This window comes from Mycobacterium sp. (assembly GCF_050701515.1).
Taxonomy (GTDB): domain Bacteria; phylum Actinomycetota; class Actinomycetes; order Mycobacteriales; family Mycobacteriaceae; genus Mycobacterium.
In genome coordinates this window covers 1-17690 of record NZ_JBOGDB010000063.1, presented here as the reverse complement: position 1 = coordinate 17690, position 17690 = coordinate 1, and the positions used below count along the sequence as shown (strand labels likewise).

At 67.2% G+C, this 17690-nt stretch carries 18 protein-coding genes; 11 read left to right on the top strand and 7 right to left on the bottom strand.

The window, feature by feature from the left end; all coding sequences use genetic code 11:
- Positions 1–16: 16 nt before the first annotated feature.
- The gene (locus ACRDU5_RS05320; RefSeq protein ID WP_526613408.1) at positions 17–880 is read right to left on the bottom strand and encodes an alpha/beta hydrolase; all 864 of its coding nucleotides are present in this window, start codon (positions 878–880) and stop codon (positions 17–19) included.
- Entirely contained in the window at positions 877–1902 is a 1026-nt protein-coding gene (locus ACRDU5_RS05315) for a phosphodiester glycosidase family protein (protein ID WP_526613406.1), read from the bottom strand. The genes ACRDU5_RS05320 and ACRDU5_RS05315 overlap by 4 nt, the downstream gene beginning before the upstream one ends.
- A 242-nt stretch (positions 1903–2144) precedes the next feature.
- On the opposite strand from ACRDU5_RS05315, the gene ACRDU5_RS05310 reads away from it, so the two are divergent.
- Positions 2145–2450 carry a GlsB/YeaQ/YmgE family stress response membrane protein gene (locus ACRDU5_RS05310; protein ID WP_526613386.1) on the top strand — a complete coding sequence of 102 codons (306 nt, stop codon included), beginning with the start codon at positions 2145–2147 and terminating at the stop codon, positions 2448–2450.
- On the opposite strand, the gene ACRDU5_RS05305 is transcribed toward ACRDU5_RS05310, so the two are convergent.
- The 4 genes from ACRDU5_RS05305 to ACRDU5_RS05290 form a co-directional block, all read right to left on the bottom strand.
- On the bottom strand, positions 2447–3751 hold the full coding sequence (locus ACRDU5_RS05305) for a PQQ-dependent sugar dehydrogenase (RefSeq protein WP_526613385.1): 1305 nt from the start codon (positions 3749–3751) through the stop codon (positions 2447–2449). The genes ACRDU5_RS05310 and ACRDU5_RS05305 overlap by 4 nt on opposite strands.
- Positions 3729–4454: a pirin family protein gene (locus tag ACRDU5_RS05300; protein ID WP_526613383.1), complete on the bottom strand. Its 726-nt coding sequence runs from the start codon at positions 4452–4454 to the stop codon at positions 3729–3731. The genes ACRDU5_RS05305 and ACRDU5_RS05300 overlap by 23 nt, the downstream gene beginning before the upstream one ends.
- 20 nt (positions 4455–4474) lie before the next feature.
- Positions 4475–5599 (bottom strand): NDMA-dependent alcohol dehydrogenase, encoded by a 1125-nt coding sequence (locus tag ACRDU5_RS05295; protein WP_526613381.1) that lies wholly within the window; start codon positions 5597–5599, stop codon positions 4475–4477.
- Positions 5600–5793: 194 nt separating this feature from the next.
- The gene (locus ACRDU5_RS05290) at positions 5794–6819 is read right to left on the bottom strand and encodes an RNA polymerase subunit sigma-70 (protein ID WP_526613379.1); all 1026 of its coding nucleotides are present in this window, start codon (positions 6817–6819) and stop codon (positions 5794–5796) included.
- A 21-nt stretch (positions 6820–6840) separates the two neighbouring features.
- Here ACRDU5_RS05290 and ACRDU5_RS05285 point away from each other — a divergent pair, with 21 nt between their 5' ends.
- The 9 genes from ACRDU5_RS05285 (at position 6841) to ACRDU5_RS05245 (ending at position 15638) form a co-directional block, all read left to right on the top strand.
- Positions 6841–7677 carry an alpha/beta hydrolase gene (locus ACRDU5_RS05285; RefSeq protein WP_526613378.1) on the top strand — a complete coding sequence of 279 codons (837 nt, stop codon included), beginning with the start codon at positions 6841–6843 and terminating at the stop codon, positions 7675–7677.
- On the top strand, positions 7656–8669 hold the full coding sequence (locus ACRDU5_RS05280) for a hypothetical protein (protein WP_526613376.1): 1014 nt from the start codon (positions 7656–7658) through the stop codon (positions 8667–8669). The genes ACRDU5_RS05285 and ACRDU5_RS05280 overlap by 22 nt, the downstream gene beginning before the upstream one ends.
- Before the next feature lie 15 nt (positions 8670–8684).
- Positions 8685–9434 carry a DUF2786 domain-containing protein gene (locus tag ACRDU5_RS05275; protein WP_526613374.1) on the top strand — a complete coding sequence of 250 codons (750 nt, stop codon included), beginning with the start codon at positions 8685–8687 and terminating at the stop codon, positions 9432–9434.
- A complete protein-coding gene (locus ACRDU5_RS05270; RefSeq protein ID WP_526613372.1) occupies positions 9431–9919 on the top strand; it encodes a TIGR04338 family metallohydrolase in 489 nt (162 codons plus the stop codon). Before ACRDU5_RS05275 ends, ACRDU5_RS05270 begins: the two co-directional genes overlap by 4 nt.
- Before the next feature lie 25 nt (positions 9920–9944).
- Positions 9945–10604 (top strand): O-methyltransferase, encoded by a 660-nt coding sequence (locus ACRDU5_RS05265; protein WP_526613371.1) that lies wholly within the window; start codon positions 9945–9947, stop codon positions 10602–10604.
- 9 nt (positions 10605–10613) lie between these two features.
- Positions 10614–11111 (top strand): DUF6790 family protein, encoded by a 498-nt coding sequence (locus ACRDU5_RS05260; RefSeq protein ID WP_526613369.1) that lies wholly within the window; start codon positions 10614–10616, stop codon positions 11109–11111.
- Positions 11108–11806: an SDR family NAD(P)-dependent oxidoreductase gene (locus ACRDU5_RS05255; protein ID WP_526613368.1), complete on the top strand. Its 699-nt coding sequence runs from the start codon at positions 11108–11110 to the stop codon at positions 11804–11806. The genes ACRDU5_RS05260 and ACRDU5_RS05255 overlap by 4 nt, the downstream gene beginning before the upstream one ends.
- A gap of 183 nt (positions 11807–11989) precedes the next feature.
- On the top strand, positions 11990–14116 hold the full coding sequence (locus ACRDU5_RS05250) for a DUF7159 family protein (protein ID WP_526613366.1): 2127 nt from the start codon (positions 11990–11992) through the stop codon (positions 14114–14116).
- A gap of 1 nt (position 14117) precedes the next feature.
- The gene (locus ACRDU5_RS05245; protein WP_526613365.1) at positions 14118–15638 is read left to right on the top strand and encodes a DUF7937 domain-containing protein; all 1521 of its coding nucleotides are present in this window, start codon (positions 14118–14120) and stop codon (positions 15636–15638) included.
- Here the strand turns inward: ACRDU5_RS05245 and ilvD are convergent.
- Positions 15616–17322: a dihydroxy-acid dehydratase gene (gene ilvD, locus ACRDU5_RS05240; protein WP_526613364.1), complete on the bottom strand. Its 1707-nt coding sequence runs from the start codon at positions 17320–17322 to the stop codon at positions 15616–15618. The two genes, ACRDU5_RS05245 and ilvD, sit on opposite strands and share 23 nt — an antisense overlap.
- 78 nt (positions 17323–17400) lie before the next feature.
- Between ilvD and ACRDU5_RS05235 the strand changes: the two genes are divergently transcribed.
- On the top strand, positions 17401–17690 hold a 290-nt coding region (locus ACRDU5_RS05235; protein ID WP_526613362.1), incomplete at its 3' end, for a DUF305 domain-containing protein.

Here is a 17690-nt window from a genome sequence, read left to right as displayed (position 1 = left end):
TCCGGGGAGCAACGCGCTATGACGACGCCAGCCAGGCCAACTGCCGGGGCAGCTTCTCGCGCCAAGCCGCCACGTCGTGACCGCCGGCGAAGGATACCCCCGCGGGTGGTCGGTCCAGCGACGCGACGAACTGCTTGGTGGCTAGGTAGAAGCGGTCGCTGGCGCCGCAATCGATCCGCAGCGGTATTTCAGAGAGCGTGCGTGTTCCGTAGACCGAGTACGCGATCCAATCCGCCGGACCGTCGAACGCGCCGGCCTCGATGGCCTCGCCGTAGTCCGAATACAGCGCCGGGCTGACCGCGCAGATCGCGGCGGTGCGCGACGGACCAAGCGCCCCGCCGAGCAACAATGCGCCGTATCCACCCATCGACCAGCCGATGAAACCCACCCTGGAGGTGTCCAGGCCCTTGGTCGCCAGCATCGGCAGCAACTCGTTGAGCACCATCGCCCCCGAGTCCTCGCCGGATACCCGCCGGTGCCACCAACTATTACCGCCGTCGACGGCGGCCACCGCGAACGGCGGATACCCGGCCTTGACCAATTGGGCCAGGCCCGTATCGACGCCCATCCCCATGACGCCGGATGCGGTCATGTCGCGGCCATGCAATGCGATCACCGGACGCAACGCAGCGTACTGCCCAGGCGGACGGGCGATCGCCCACTCCGTCTCGATACCGCCGCGGGCGGCCGAGACGAACGAGCCGGTGTCATACGTCGGCGCGGCCGTGGCGGATGACGGCGACGGTTGGTCGGGCGGCGGAGCTCCCGCTGCGGTGGCGAGCCCCAACTGCCACACCGAGTCGAGCGCACACGCCCCGGCGATTCCGGCACCGAGGCGCAACATTCTCCGGCGGGTGACCTGCGGCATGGGCGTGCTCAGCTGAAGGCGAGCCAGCTGGGTAGCGCGCGCTCGCGGGAATCGCAGAGCACCTGTTGGGTATCGCAACTGCCCTTCGGAGACCCTGCGCCACTCCACATTCCGCCGGTGTCGCGCCGCAGCACGATCGCCGACGAGCCGCCGCCGTCCAGCAACACGGCATTGTCGGCGCCCAATCCACGGAACAGGTCCTGCATCTGATCCGGTGTGTAGCTGCCGCCCTCGAAGACATAGAACTGATCGTTGGCCCGGTTGTAGCCGATTGCCGTGCGCGCCGCGCTGGGCCCGCCGTCGTTGAGTTGGCCGGTGTCGCCGGGAGCCAGCAGGCCGATCCCGGCGACCGCGACAAATCGCGCGTTCTGGTCGAGCAGCTTCTGAATCACCGGTGAGGCCGAATCGTAGTCGCCGGGGCCTTTCGGCATCACGACGTACGGCTGGCCGCCGACCGGAATGATCATCGTGGCGAGCGACGACCAATTTTCGCCGCCGCCCGACAGGCCCTGCTTGCCCGCGTAGGCAAGGGTGCCGGTCACCGCGGCGTTGGCCCGGCCCTGGCCGCGGGTGTTGTCGACGTAGGCGCCCAGCGGCGAGCTGCACTTGGTGTCGCGCCACGACCCACCCTGCTGGCCGCGCACGTCGAAGAAGTTCGCGTTGATCGCGATCGTCGGCTGCCCGAGCGCCTGCCACGCCTCCAGCGGTGCGAAGACCTCGGAGGCCTGCCACAGCCCCTCGCCCGTGCGCGCTCCCGGGTCACGCTCGCACCGGGCCTGGAAGCCCTGGTGGCTGTCGACCAGCAGGCGGGGATTCAGCCGGGACGAGGCGCCCTTGATGGTCATCAGGTGGCCGCCGTTGTTCATCTCGTACCAGCCGCCGCCGGCGTTGAGCATCGGCGCCGGATTGCCGCCGCCGAAGTTGTAGACGAGATAGGACCCCTTGGTGTTGGCGATGGCGTTCGCCAGGAGTTCACGCGCGCTGGCCGCACCGGCAGCAGGCGTGCCGGCCGTCGTCGCCACGATCGCAGCCATCGCCAACGCCGCGGCGCGCACGAGCAACCGCGAGAACTTTGTGGCGGGAGTCGGCAAGGTTGCCCCTTCGGCGATGAGCGCGATGACAAAACAACCTTAGCCCCACCAGCAACACTGTCAACTTACGTCACATCCAAATCACAATTGGATATCGCGGGTGTCGCGGCCGTAGCCGTCGGCGTGGACCGCGGCGCAAAGTGGGTAATCCCGGTTCGTCGCTAACCGAAAAGAAGGAGCAGGAAATGCTGTGGACCATTCTGAGCGCTGTCATCGCTGGTCTGATCATCGGTGCGCTTGCACGACTGATCTTGCCCGGTAAACAGAACATCGGCCTGATCATGACGATTGCGCTGGGTGTCGTGGGCGCGTTGATCGGCGCATGGATCAGCTTCGAGTTGTTCAACTACGACGACGTCAGCATTTGGCGGCCAGTCCCGTTCGTCATCGGCCTCGTGGTGGCCATCATCCTCGTGGCGATCTACGTAGCTTTAACTGGTCGGCGCGGCACCAAGACACCGACGACGCCGACACCGCCTCCAGCGCCTTAGCGGCCCGGCGGGGCCAGCCGGTACACGGCATTGCCGTGGTCGTCGGTGATGTACACCGCGCCGTCGGGGCCGAGTAGCGCTGCGACCGGGCGGCCCCACCGCGTGCCGTCGTCCTCCTGAAAGCCGCCGACCAAGGTCTGGTGGTTGCCCAAACCGCCGTTCTGCCACCCGAAGAACGCCACCTCGGGGGTCTGCGGCGGCTCCCGGTTCCATGATCCGTGCACGCCGATCAGCGCTCCGCGGGCGTACGGTTCGGGCAGTGCGCCGTCGACGAAGCTCATGCCCAGCGGCGCGGAATGTGCACCGAGGCTCTGCTCGACGGGCGGCAGGCTGGCGCAGTCGAGCGCGCGGCCGTCGGCGTTGGTCTGAACGTCGCGGATGAAGGGCAGGTTGGCCGGGCCGCCGGTGGAGTTACAGAACGGCCAGCCCAATTCGCGTCCTTCGGTGAGCCGGGCGATCTGCTCGGGCGGATTCCTATTGACGTAGTCCTGGATCACCTGGCCGTACGACGGCCCGGGCTCGGGATACGGGACGTTGTCGCGGCCATTGACCGCCGTCCACACCGCACCGTCCGGTGCGATGGCCAGCCCGGTGCCGTTGCGAACCCCGGTGGCGAACGGGCGCGCCGGCCCACCGCCGGGCGGCACCCGCATGATGGTGGCCCGCGGCGGGGTAGCGCTGCGATCCTCGGCGGTGATGTTGCCGGTGGACCCGATGGAGAAGTAGATCGCGCCGTCGCGACCGATCGTCACGCTCTTGAGTTGATGGGCGTAGGCGCCGTGCAGATCGAGGCTCTTCGCGTCGGGCAGCCCGGAGACGATTGTCCGCCGGTTGGTCACCCGCCCGTCGGCGTACGTGTAAGCGTTGATCTCGTTGCTCTCCGCGACATACAGCGTCGAGCCGGCGAATGCCAGGCCATGCGGCAAGGTCAACGTTTCGATCAGCAGCGATCGATGCGGCGGCCCGTTGGGAGTCGGCATCAACCGCACGACTTCCCCGAAGGCCGGAATCGACACCAGCAGCGCTCCGTCCGGAGCCCACGCTGCCAGCCTTGGCCTCGGGGGCCGCGCCCACACCGAGAGCGTCCAGCCGTTCGGGACCAGTGCTCGACGAGGTTCGTCGAACGGCGGATCAGCCAGTTCGGTGGGGACGTCGACGGTGACGAACGCAAGACCGATGGGAGCTTGTGGTGCGGGCGGCTGCGGGGACTCCCGCTGGGGTTCCGTGCTCGTCGAACACGCCGCCAGCAGGGCGGCGAGCAGAACGAGTCTGACCGTTCTAACCGGCGGCCAGATTCGCATGCATCTCCCATACCAGAATTTCGGCGGTTTCGGTGGCAGTTACCCGCTGGCCGCCCGACGCGGTGAACCGGACGGCGTCGCCTTCTCCGATCGGCCCGGCGCCCTCGAGGGTCACCTCGCCGCGCGGCACGAACAGGTGTAGATAGGCCGCCTCGGGCAACTGGACGTCGGTCCCGGGCCGCAGCCGCGCGCCGTGCAGCGCGGCACCCTTGTTGTGGATCCTGATGGCGCCACCGTCGTGCATTCCCGTTGCAATGGTGATCAGGCCACCGGCGAGCTGCTCGCTGCCGATCTCAGCCTGCTGGTATTCGGGAGCGATGCCGATCTCGTCGGGGGCCACCCACATCTGCACGAAATGTACTGGCTCGCTTTCCGATCCGTTCTTCTCCGAGTGCATGATGCCCGACCCGGCCGACATCCGTTGCGCCAGGCCGGGATAGATCACGCCGGAGTTGCCGGTCGAATCCTGGTGCGCCAGCGAGCCCTGCAGCACCCAGGTGACGATCTCCATGTCGCGGTGCGGGTGCTTCTCGAAACCGCCTCCCGGTGACACCACGTCGTCATTGTTGACCAGCAGCAGGCCGTGACGGGTGTTGCCGGCGTCGTAGTGATCGCCGAACGAAAACGAGTGCTTGGAATCGAGCCACGACGTTCTGGTGACGGCACGATCCGCCGCCCGCCTGATGTCGACGGAGGGGCCCATGCCCCTAGCGTAGCGGCGGCTTACCAGTCGGTTTCGGTGAACTTGATGACGCCGCGGATGTTCTTGCCGTCGAGCATGTCCTGGTAGCCGTCGTTGATGTCGTCCAACGTGTAGATGTTGGTCACCATCTCGTCGATCTTCAGCAGCCCGGACTTGTACAGTGCCACCAGCTTCGGCGTCTCGACATGCGAGCTGCCGCCGCCGAAGATGTTGCCCTTCAACGTTTTCTGCAACATCGTGAACAGGAACAGGTTGAGCTTGACGTCGACGTCGGTCATCGCACCCATGCCCGTCACCACGCAGGTGCCGGTCTTGGCGGTCAGCGTCATGGCCTCCTCGACGTACTCGCCGCGCATCTCACCCACGGCGATGATCGTTTTCTCGGCCATCACGCCGTGGGTCAGATCGATGACCGGCGCGATCGCCCCGGCCATCGACGGATAGACGTGCGTCGCCCCGAACTTGACTGCCTGATCCCGCTTGAAGTCCACTGGGTCGATCGCGATGACGTTCTTGGCCCCCGAGATGACGGCGCCCTGCAGGGCGCTCATGCCGATACCGCCGACGCCGACGATGACGACCGTCTCGCCCGGCTGCACCTCGGCCACGTTCGTCGCCGATCCGAATCCGGTCGGCAGCGCGCAACCCATGATGGCGGCCGACTCGAACGGTACGTCGGGGTCGATCTTGACGACGGAGTCCCTGTGCACGGTCATGTACGGCGCGAAGGTGCCGAGCAGGTTCATCGGCGACACCTCGGTGGACCCGGCATGCACGCGTGAGGTGCCGTCCGCGATCGCCTTGCCGCCGAGCAATACCGCGCCGCGGTCACACAGCGAACGGAAGCCCTTCAGGCAGGGCTGGCACTCGCCGCAGGCCGGGATGAACGCGAGGATGACGTGGTCGCCCTCGGCCAGGCCGGTGACGTTCTTGCCGACCTTGGTGATAACCCCCGCGCCCTCGTGCCCGCCGAGGGCGGGCAGGCCGATGGGGGTGGCGCCGGTGGTCAGGTGGTAGTCGGAGTGGCACATCCCGGCGGCGTGCACCCGAATCTGGACTTCGTCGGCGACCGGATCGCCGATCTCGATCTCGTCGACCTTGAACGGCGAGTTCAGCTGCCACAGCAGAGCGCCCTTGGTCTTCATGACCCGCCATCATAGAACACGTTACAGAAGTGCCTTGCCACAACCCGGTGAGCTGGGCAAACAGCACACTAGACTTCGTTGTGGGGATTCGCCAGGGTCAGGCCGCCGAGAAATTACATCGACCCTGTTGTTATCGCGGAAAAGTGCGAGTGCCGAGCACGATAACGACAGCCTCGGCGCGATGACCCTGAGCCTCAGAGCGTTTCGGGTAAACCGAACTTCTCGAACAGCTCGGTGTCGAGGAACGCGACGACATGCGACACCCCTTCCGGCCGCACGTCGAGTACGTGCAGCTGGAAAGCCTCGTGCACGCCGGTCTCCGGGTTGCGCATGTACAACGCCGCGGCCGGTTGGCCGTTGGCCGTGAGGGCGATGAAACGCATATCGCCCGGGCCCTCCGCCGGGCATTGCACTCGGGTGAGGGTGCCGATTGCCTCGGGTCCCTGATACCAGCCGTCGTACGGCGGCATCTCAAAGACCGCGTCTTCGGTGAACATTTCGACCAGCTTGTCGACGTCGTAGGCCTCGAACGCGGCGATGTAGCGGTCCAGCAGGTCCTTCGTCTCGGGTGAATCCGGCGCCGGCAAGGTGTCGTCCTCGCTGGGGCCGACCGCGTCGAGCTGGGCCCGCGCCCGCTGCAGCAGGCTGTTCACCGCGGCTGTCGAGGCGCCGATGGCGTCGCCCACCTCGGCCGCCTTCCACTGCAGGACATCCCGCAGCACCAGCACCGCGCGTTGCCGTGCCGACAGGTGTTGCAGCGCGGCGACGAACGCCAGTCGCACCGACTCGCGGGAGCCGACGATTACCGAAGGATCAGCCGGGTCGTCGTGCTGGTCGGGGAGCGGCTCCAGCCACCGCACCTCGGCCCGCTCCACCAGCTCACCGGCGGGATCCGAACTCGGCGCGCCCAGCCCCGTCGGCAACGGCCGGCGCTGGCGGCCCTCCAGTGCGGTCAGGCAGGTGTTCGTCGCGATCCGGTACAGCCAGGTCCGAACGGACGATTTGCCCTGAAATCCCTTGTAGGACTTCCAGGCCCGCAGATACGTTTCCTGCACCAGGTCCTCGGCATCGTGCAGGGAGCCGGTCATCCGGTAGCAGTGCGCCAGCAGCTCGCGCCGATACCGCTGGGCATCGGCGAGGAAGACATCTTCGGCGCTTTCGTCATCAAGGCTGTGGGCGAGGACGGTCACGTCGCCGAGCTTACGCAGGCCCGCCGACAAGGACTTGGATAGTCTGCCCTGATGGCCTGTAGCCGCAGCGAACGAACCTTCGACGGTGTCGGCGGGGTCCCCATCGTCTATGACGTGTGGGAACCGGAGGAAGAACCGCGCGGCGTGGTGGTGCTGTGTCACGGTTACGCCGAGCACGCCCGCCGCTACGACCACGTCGCGGCGCGGTTCGGCGAGTCGGGGCTGGCGACCTACGCCCTGGACCTCCGCGGCCACGGCCGGTCCGGCGGCAAGCGGGTCTACCTGCGGGACATCTCGGAGTACACCGGGGACTTCAACAGCCTGGTCGGCATCGCGGCCGCCGAGTACCCGGAGCTCAAGCGCGTGGTGCTGGGTCACAGCATGGGCGGCGGCATCGTCTTCGCCTACGGCGTCGAGCATCCCGACGACTATGCCGCGATGGTGCTGTCCGGGCCCGGGGTGGATGTCCAACCGGTCTCGCCGGTGATGAAGTTCGTCGCCAAGGCGCTCGGCAAGATCACACCCGGCCTGCCGGTCGAACAGCTGCCCACCGACGCGGTGTCCCGCGATGCCGCCGTGGTGGCGGCCTACAACGCCGACCCGCTGGTGCATCACGGCAAGCTGCCCGCCGGCATCGCCCGGGCCTTGATCGGGGTCGGCGAAACCATGCCGCAGCGGGCCCCCGCGCTGACCGCACCCCTGCTGATCGTGCACGGCGAACAGGACAAGCTGATCCCGGTGCAGGGCAGCCGGCATCTGGTCGAGTGCGTGGGTTCGACGGACGTGCACCTGAAGGTCTACCCCGAGCTCTACCACGAGGTGTTCAACGAGCCCGAACGTGCCGTGGTACTCGGCGACGTGGCGTCATGGATCGAGGCCAGGCTTTGAAGTCGGTTGCGGCCCTGCTGCTTTCGATCGCATTGCTGCTGGCTGCCGGCTGCTCGTCGGATGAAGATGCGCAGCAAGGCTGGGTCGAGGACGACGTCAGCTTCGTCGCGGACGGTCTGACCATCCACGGAACGTATCGACACCGGCACGCCGCGGCCCCCGGTCCGGCGGCGTTGCTGATCTCCGAAAGCGGGCAAACCGACCGCAACGGCGACAACGCCGTGGCGGGGCCGGTGGGCAACATGCGACAGCTCGCCGAGCTGCTGTCGGGCCGGGGCATCGCCAGCCTGCGCTATGACAAGGTCGGCACCGGCAAGACGGGGCTCGGTCCCTACCGGCAGCGGCCCGCCGATGTCGGCAGCGGGGTCTACAGCAAAGGCGCCGCGGCCGCGGCGCGTTTCCTGGCCGACGAGTCGGGCACCGAGAAGTCCCGCATCTCGGTTTACGCGCTGGGGGAGGGCACGATCCACGCGATGTCGCTGGCGTCGGGCACCGCTGTGGGCGCGCCCAAGATCCACTCCCTGGGCCTGCTGCAACCGCTGCCCGGCCGCTATCTCGACATCATCACCGGCCGCGTACGCACCGACGCCAATCCCGAGACGCTGTCGACCTGGCTGGCGGCCGTCGACCAAGTCCGCACGACGGGTACGGCACCCGCGAACCTTCCCGAGGGGCTGGGCGCCATCCTCAATCCGGGCAATGTGAAGGCGGTCGCCGAAGCCGACAAGATCGACCCGCTCGCCCTGGCCGGCCGGGTGCCGGCGGGCAGCCCGGTCCTGATGACCTGTTCGGACTCCGACCAGCAGGCCAACTGCGCGGCCGAACGTCCGCTCATCGACGCGCTCAAACACACCGCCCTGACGGTCGTCGAACTCAAGGGCGTCAACCACGTGCTGCGCGACGACCCGACCGACAACATCGCCGCCTACGCCAAGCAGGACCCGCTTTCTGCACAGCTGGTGACGGCGCTCGACGGATTTGTCACGAAGTAGCCCTAATCTGACGCCATGACCGACGACAAGATACTGGCCCGCATCGCCGCCCTGCTGCGCCAGGCCGAGGGCACCGACAACACGCACGAGGCAGAAGCCTTCATGGCCGCCGCGCAACGGTTGGCCACGTCGACGTCCATCGACCTCGCCGTCGCGCGTTCGCATTCGGCTCAGCGCACCAAGGGCCAGACGCCGGTGCAGCGCACAATCACCATCGGCTCAGCCGGCACCAGGGGACTGCGCACCTACGTCCAGTTGTTCGTGGTGATCGCCAACGCCAACGACGTGAAATGTGACATTGCCTCGAATTCGACGTTCGTCTATGCCTACGGTTTCGCCGAGGACATCGACGCCAGCCATGCGCTCTACGCCAGCCTGGTGATGCAGATGGTGAAGGCGTCGCAGGCCTACATCGCGTCCGGCGGGCATCGGCCGACCCCGACCATCACCGCGCGGATCAACTTCCAGCTGGCCTTCGGCGCCCGGGTCGGGAAGCGGTTGTCGGAGGCCCGAGAGCAGGCCCGGCGGGACGCGACCAGGAGCAGGAACAGCCGCCCGGGAACCGCGATCGCATTGCGGGACAAGGACATCGAGCTGAAGGACTTCTATCGCCAGACATCCGAGGCGCGTGGGACTTGGCATGCCACCAGCGCAACGGCGGGCTATTCGTCCTCGGCGCGGCGGGCGGGTGACCGCGCCGGCCGACGGGCGCGCCTTGGCAACAGCGCCGAACTGGCGGGCGCGCGCGCCGCGCTCGACCGGTGACTTCTCGCGATGCCCAGCGCTCCAAGGTCTACGCCGCCGAGGAGTTCGTGCGGACGCTGTTCGACCGGGCCGGCGAGCACGGCAACCGGTCTGTCGAGTTCTTCGGGGCCAGCCTGACGCTGCCGCCGGAGGCGCGGTTCGCCTCGGTGGATTCCGTGCAGCGCTACATCGATGACGTACTCGGGCTGGTGCGCGAGCGATGGCCCGCCGCCGCGCCGCTGACCGTGCGGCCGCGACGGGGAACTGTCGCCGCCCACTACGAGCGTGACGACGACGGCGCCGCCATCGCCGTGCCCGACCGCCGCACCAACTGGGCGCTGCGTGAACTCGTCGTGCTGCACGAGATCGCCCATCACCTGTGCGAAGCCGACCCGCCACACGGTCCGGAGTTCGTCGCGACGTTCTGCGAACTCGCCGAGGCGGTGATGGGCGCGGAGGTCGGCCACGTGTTGCGCGTTGTCTACGCCAAGGAAGGTGTGCGGTAGCACAAATCGACTAACGTGGTGCCCCGTGACCGAGGATGCCGCCCGCGATGTCGACGCGCTCTTCAACCGCGTCCTGCATACCGAGGACGACGTGCTGACGGCCGCCGCGGAAGCCAGCCACGCCGCCGGTCTGCCGCCGATCGAGGTGTCGGCGCAGAGCGGAAAGTTCTTGGCGCTGTTGGCAAAGGCGACCAATGCACGCCGGGTGCTGGAGATCGGTACTCTCGGCGGCTACAGCACAATCTGCCTGGCGCGCGGGGTCGGGCCGGACGGCCGCGTGGTCACGCTGGAGTACGAACCCAAGCACGCCGAAGTGGCACGGGCGAACCTGGCGCGCGCCGGCGTCGACGAATGCGTCGAGGTGATCGTCGGTGCCGCGCTGGACACCCTGCCGGGCCTGGCGGAGCGTGAGCCGTTCGACCTCTTCTTCATCGACGCCGACAAGGAGAACAACAAGTCCTACGTGGAGTGGGCCATCAAGCTGGGCCGGCCCGGCTCAGTCATCGTGGTGGACAACGTCGTTCGTGCCGGGCGGGTACTCGAGCCGGCTGCGGGCGACCACCAGGCCCGCGGTGTGCGCGACATGATCGACATGATGGGCGAGAACCCACGGCTGGACACCGCGGCGATCCAGACACTCGGAACCAAGGGTTGGGACGGCTTCGCGCTGGCATTGGTGAACTAGGAGGACGATATGGCCACAATCATTGCGGTCGTCATAGCGCTCATCGGTGGATTCGTCTCGAGCCGCAGGCATCCCGACCGGTTGGCCGTTGACATCCACATGGGCTGGTGGATGGTGTGGGTGGTGGGCATCGCCTCCATCGTCGGCGCGGCGTACCACGTCTTCGACGGCGCCAACACCGCCGAGCTGATCGGCTACACCCGCGGCGACGGCGGATTCCAGTGGGAGAACGCGATGGGCGACTTGGCCATCGGCGTGGTCGGTGTGATGGCGTACTGGTTCCGTGGCCACTTCTGGCTGTGCACGGTGGTGGTGCTGACCATCCAATATGTCGGCGATGCAGCGGGCCACATCTACTTCTGGTTGGCCGAGGACAACACCAAGCCCTACAACATCGGGATTCCGCTGTGGACCGATATCCTGCTGCCGATCGTCATGTGGGTGCTGTATCTGCTGTCGCGCCGGGCAAACGGCGACGCCGTCCCGAAGACAGAGGTGCGTTCGTGAAGACAGCGGTCGTCACCGGTGGAGCCTCCGGCATCGGCCAGGCCATCGCCCAACGGCTCAGCACCGACGGTCATCACGTCGCAACACTCGACCTGCGGGGATCCGACACCGATTTCGGATACGCCGCCGACGTGACCGACCGGGCCCAGGTGGACGCCGCGCTGGCCACGATCCGCGAACGGCTCGGCCCGGTAACGATTCTGGTCAACGCGGCGGGCCTGGACGGGTTCTCGCCATTCGGCGATATCGCGTTCGAGGACTGGCGGCGGGTGATCAATGTGAACCTCAACGGGGTGTTCCACTGCTGTCAGGCCGTGCTACCCGACATGGTCGACGCCGGCTGGGGACGGATCGTGAATATCAGCTCGTCGAGCACGCATTCCGGCGTCGCGGGCATGGCGCATTATGTCGCGGCGAAGTCCGCGGTGAACGGCCTGACCAAGTCGCTGGCGCTGGAATACGGCCCGAGTGGCATCACGGTCAACGCGGTGCCGCCGGGCTTCATCGACACGCCGATGCTGCGCAGCGCCGAAAAGCGCGGCTACACCGATGTCGAGAAGACCATCGAGCGGACCCCGGTGCGCCGGATGGGCAGACCCGAGGACATCGCGGCGGCCTGCGCGTTCTTGACCTCCGAGGAGGCCGGCTATATCACCGGCCAGATCCTGGGCGTCAACGGCGGACGGAACACCTGAACCTGTTTGCCGACTCCGTCGTCCGAACGGCGGATACCCGGTCAGTGGGTCCGCCTGTGATGATTGCTCACGACGGCTTTTCGACATAGGCCATCCTTGGTGTCCGGAAAACGTTTAGGGTGTCGAGGCAAACCGCAGCGGGAAGCGAAATCGTCCGCTGCGGCGTCGGTTGAGAGGTGGAACATGGATGTCACGCTCGGGGTCTCCGTCGACGGCGGTGACGCACGGATTGCGTTGCTCGACGCGGCGCCGCCGCACGCTGTCATCGACCAATCCCACGTCGACCTGACCGCTGAACCGATCGACACCTTGGTGTCGGCCCTGGTTTCCACCGATCGCATGCTGACTGAAACCGGCCACCGGCTGGTGTCCACCCGAATATGCAGCTCGGACACCGAACAAGGCGATGCGCTGTTGAACGCGCTGGTTGACGCCGACCTCACGAATGTGACCGTGGTGTCCCAACCGGAGGCGGTGACCGAGGTGGTCCGGTCGCTGAGCGGTGGCGAAACCGCCGCCTCGCTGGTTACCGCCGGCGACACCGCTGCCCTGTCGATCGTCGACGCCGACACCGACACCACATCGCTGATAGCGGTCGAGCCGATCACCGAGGCCGGCCGGGCCCCGGCCTACCAGACGCTGCTGGAGCGGTTCAGCGAAGAGCCGGGCGGGGCGACCAGCGTGGTTGTCGTCGGCTTGCCCGACGATGGCGACCGGACCGCCGAGTTGGCCGCGGCGTCACCGGCCCCGTTGCGGTTCCCTGACGCGCCGGAGTTTGCCCTGGCCCGCGGGGCCGCCCTGGCCGGATTGCGGCAACCCCTTTCGAGCGTCGTGGCCGCCCAGAATCCAAGCGACTCGATGCTCAGCCCGCCCAGTCAACAGTTGGCCTACTCGGAAGTCGACGACGCCGAAGAGTACCCGGATCCAGCTGCCGCCGTTCCGATCCAAACCCCCATGCGGCCGCTGAGCGCGGTCGACCCCGACGAAATAGCGGACGATGACGCCGTGCCGTCGGCACGGCCGAGAATGCTGCTGGTCGGCAGCACGGTGGCCGCGATAGTGATTGTCGGCTTCGCGGCGCTGGCGGTGAGCGTTGCGATCGGTATCCGCCCGACGGTCAGCCAACAGGCGGTTCGCATGCAGGATGAAGCCGTGGCCGGCAAGTACTTCCCGGTGGCCCCCGGCCAGGGCGTGACTCCGGACGGCGAGAACTGGACCCTCCTCGAAAACATCCCGCCACCCGGCGAAGAGAGCGATGTTCGCACGTTCGAAACGAGACTGCTGAGTGCGACTCGCGGCAGCGGCAATGACCCCACGGTGTTCGAGCTCTACCGCGACGGCACGGTAGGAGTGCAGAACGGCCTGACCGGTATCCCAGTTGACCCGCCGCCGGCCAGTGTCGGCTTCGGTCAACCTGGGATTCCGGAGTTCGTTCCGCGGCTGATCCCGGACCTCTCCAGGGTCAACATGTGCCAGGTGATGAGTTTCCTCAGTAACGTGCAGGCACTCAACCCGCTCAATCCGCAGAGTCCGCTCAGCGTGCAAAACACCGTCACATCGCTGGACAACTTGGTCAGCACGGTCGACGGCACCAATATGACCGAGCTGGGTAAGGTCGCGGCCGTCCAGCGGGGCCAAGGCGCGCTGTTCAGCACTGAGAGGTCCGACGCGGCCGAGTCCGCGGCACCGGGGGTGGGCACCATCCCCCAGGAGATCTTCCAGACGAGCAAGTCCGAACTCGACGCGACGAAGGTGCTGCCGCCCGGAACCGAGCTGATCGACGCGTTGCCCACACCACCGAGCAACGGAAAGCCGGGCAGCACACCGGTTTTCGGGGGTGTCATTCCCGATGTCGGTGAGGTCACTCCCGGTCCGACCGGCGCGCTTCCCGATATGCCGGACTCCGATCCGAGATCCACGCTGCCCGGTGTCGCGCAGGACCCGAAGGTCTCAGTACCCAAGCCGGACGTGACACCGCCGGTGCCTGGGCGGGAGCTGCCAGACACCAAACTGGACATTCCGGCTCCGAAAGTGGATGTTCCGGCTCCGAAGGTCGAGCTTCCCGCCCCGAAGCCGCCGGTGTCGATTCCGGATCCGCCGGTGTCGATTCCGGACCCGCCGGTGTCGGTCCCGGATCCGCCGGTGTCGATTCCCGAGCCGGTAATCCCGGTGCCGGAGATCGAGATTCCGGCCTTTGAGCCGCCGGCACCGGCTCCAGCTGCGCCCGCTGCGCCGCCGGTGGCGCCTAAAATCCCGTTCCTGCCGGACCTGTCCGAGCTGCCGTTCGGCGAAAACCCGTTCGGGAACTGAGGTGACATACCCCTTGACGAAGGAGCGACGCAGGCTGAACGTCATCCGCGACGGTGTGGCCGCACTGCTGGTGATCCTCGGCCTGCTCCTACCGTGGAGCGTCCACTTCGGCATCGGGATCGCCGGGACGGTGGGCTGGGTGTTCGGCCTGCTTGTGCTGGCGACCCTGCTGTCGCTGGCCGCGTTGGCGGTCAGCCACGTCGGCCCGCGACGTCTCGATGTGTCCGGTGCTGATCTGCGGTCGCTGGCCGGCCTGAGGCTGGCGCTCAACGCCCCCTACCTAGTCATGGTGGTCGGATTTGTGGGCTTCACCGTCGTTCAGTCGATTCGATACGGTGGCACGGCGTCTGTCCCCCCGGGCATCGGTCCCGGTGCCTGGCTGGGAGTCGCGGGTGCGCTTCTCGTGGCCCAGCCGGTGATCACCGCCACCGATGATGACGGTCAGCGGCACTGGGTCAAGACATGCCGCGTCATCGGCATCGTCTCGCTGGTGCTGGCGCTGGGCGCGGTGCTTTTCAACCTGTATTGGCGCACTCGGTTCGTGCTGCCGAACATCTTCGATCCAGACACGGGTCCGCAGCACACGATCGTGGTTGTCGCCGCCGTCATGTACGGCGTGGTTGCGGTCGCCCCGGTGGTCATAGCTGCCCGCTGGATCATCTCGGGTGACCGGCCATCCCGGTTGGCGACGGTGCTGCTCGGCGCATCGACGTTGGTCGCCGGCGCGTTCGTCTGGATTCTGCCGGTGGGGCGTGACCTGGACGCCTTCCACGGTATCGCGGAGGACACGTCGACCGCCGGGGTTGGCTTCGAGGGCTACCTGGCTTGGGCCGCCGCGGCGGCGATCTTTGGGTCAGCCACCGTACTTGGCGCGCTGACCCGGAAGTCGGCGGCCAGTTGGCGTGCCGCGGCCCGAAAATGCTTGTTACTCATCGCGGTGTGGTGCGCCGGGACTGCGGTGTTGCGGGTCATCGACGTGATGTCATCCGCGGTGCTGGACCTCCCGGCTCCGCCGTACAACAGCACCGCGTTGATGGCGTTCGACCTGGTTGCCGCCGTTCTCGCAGTTTGGCTGTACCTCAACAGCGCAAGCCGCGCCGCGCCAAGACTATTGATGATGCTGCTGTTCGGTGTCTTGTTCGTACTGACGGTCGTTCGGTTGATCGTTGGCCTCGCGTTGGTGCCGCGGGTGCAGCCGTTGAATGCGACGGACATCAACGATGTGTACGGCAACACGCTGTCACAGCAGATCACCAGTACGTTTGATGTCGCGCTGTGCGTGTTGGCGCTGGCACTGCTGGCTATCTCGGTCGCGCTAGCCAACGAGATGGGAATTCTGAAGCGGCAGCCACGCCCAGTCGCGCAGGAAGCCGAGACGTCGCATTCTGTCGTTCCGACCGAACATTGGGCCAGGCCGGAGGCGCAGCCGGGTGACCGGGTTGCCGAGGAGCTGGCCGAGTCAACGCAGCGATTCGCGGCGGGAACGACGTATCGCGCAGTCAGCCGCAAACCGCCCCAATAGCGGCCGAGCCGACCAGCTTGGTGTACTTGGCCAGCACGCCGGTGGTGTATCGCGGCGGTAGCGGCTCGAAACCGGTTTTGCGCGCGTTGAATTCGGCCGGATCGACCAACACGTCCAGCGTGCCGTTGGCGACGTCGAGGCGAATGGGGTCGCCGTCGGCAACGAAGGCGATCGGCCCGGCGTCGACGGCCTCGGGCGCCACGTGACCGACGCACAGCCCGGTGGTGCCGCCGGAGAATCGGCCGTCGGTGATCAGCAGCACGTCCTTGCCGAGGCCGGCACCCTTGATGGCGCCGGTGATGGCCAGCATCTCCCGCATGCCGGGCCCGCCCTTAGGCCCTTCGTAACGGATCACCACGACATCGCCCGCGGTGATGGTGCCGTCCTCGAGCGCGTCCAGCGCGGCGCGTTCGCGCTCGAAAACCCTTGCGGTGCCCTCGAATACCGACGAGTCGAAGCCGGCCGACTTCACCACCGCGCCCTCGGGCGCCAGCGAGCCGCCCAGGATGGTGATGCCGCCGGTGGGGTGGATCGGATTGTCCAGCGCGCGCAGCACCTTGCCGTCGGGATCCGGCGGGGCGATGTGAGCGAGGTTCTCGGCCATGGTCTGGCCGGTCACCGTCAGGCAATCACCGTGCAGCAGACCGGCGTCCAGCAGCGCCTTCATCACGACCGGCACACCGCCGATGCGGTCGACATCGAACATCACATGCTGTCCGAACGGCTTGACGTTGGCCAGATGCGGCACCCTGGCGCCGACCCGGGAGAAGTCCTCCAGCGACAGCTTCACGTTGGCTTCGTGCGCGATCGCCAGCAGATGCAACACCGCGTTGGTCGAGCCACCGAACGCCATCACCACCGCGATGGCGTTCTCGAACGCCTCCTTGGTGAGGATGTCGCGGGCGGTGATGCCGCGGCGCAGCAGTTCGACGACGGCCTGGCCACTGCGGCGGGCGAAGCCGTCGCGCCGACGGTCGGTGGCCGGCGGGGCGGCGCTGCCCGGCAGCGACATGCCCAGCGCCTCGGCCGCGCTGGCCATGGTGTTGGCGGTGTACATGCCGCCGCAGGCACCCTCGCCGGGACAGATGGCCCGCTCGATGGCGTCCACGTCCTCGCGCGGCATCAGACCCCGCGAGCAGGCACCGACCGCCTCGAACGCGTCGATGATCGTCACCTCTATCTCGGTGCCGTCCGACAGCTTGGCCTTACCGGGCAGGATCGAGCCGGCGTAAAGGAACACGTTGGCCAGGTCGAGGCGCGCGGCTGCCATCAGCATCCCGGGCAGCGACTTGTCGCAGCCCGCCAACAGCACCGAGCCGTCGAGGCGCTCGGCCTGCATCACGGTCTCCACGCTGTCGGCGATCACCTCGCGGGAAACCAGCGAGAAGTGCATGCCCTCGTGGCCCATCGAGATGCCATCGGACACCGAGATGGTGCCGAATTCCATCGGGTAGCCACCGGCGGCGAACACCCCCTCCTTGACGGCCTTGGCCAGCCGGTCGAGGGAGAGGTTGCACGGCGTGATCTCGTTCCACGACGACCCGACACCGATCTGGGGCTTGGCGAAGTCGGCGTCTTCCATGCCTATCGCGCGGAGCATCCCGCGGGCGGCGGCCTTCTCCAGACCGTCGGTAACGTCGCGGCTGCGGGGCTTGATATCGATGGAACCGGAGTCTGAGGGCATAAGAGTCAGTATGCCCGGGCCGTTTCACCCGGCCAAACGGTTATCGATACCCCGGTAGGGTACCGGTATCCTGGTGCCGTGACATCCATCATCGCCCGTCTGGTCGCGGCCCTGGCCGCACTTGCCACCGCGCTGTTCCTGTCGTCCTGTACCAGCCCGACTGAGCCGGCCGGCCATAACGCCGACGACGTTGCGTTCGCCACCCACATGATTCCGCACCACCGGCAGGCCGTTGAGCTGTCGGCGATGGTGCCGGACCGCTCCACCAACCCCGAGTTGATCAAGCTGGCGTCCAACATCGCGGCCGCGCAGGGACCCGAGATCGAGACCATGAAGGCGTTCCTGGCGCAGTGGCAGCAGAACCCCGA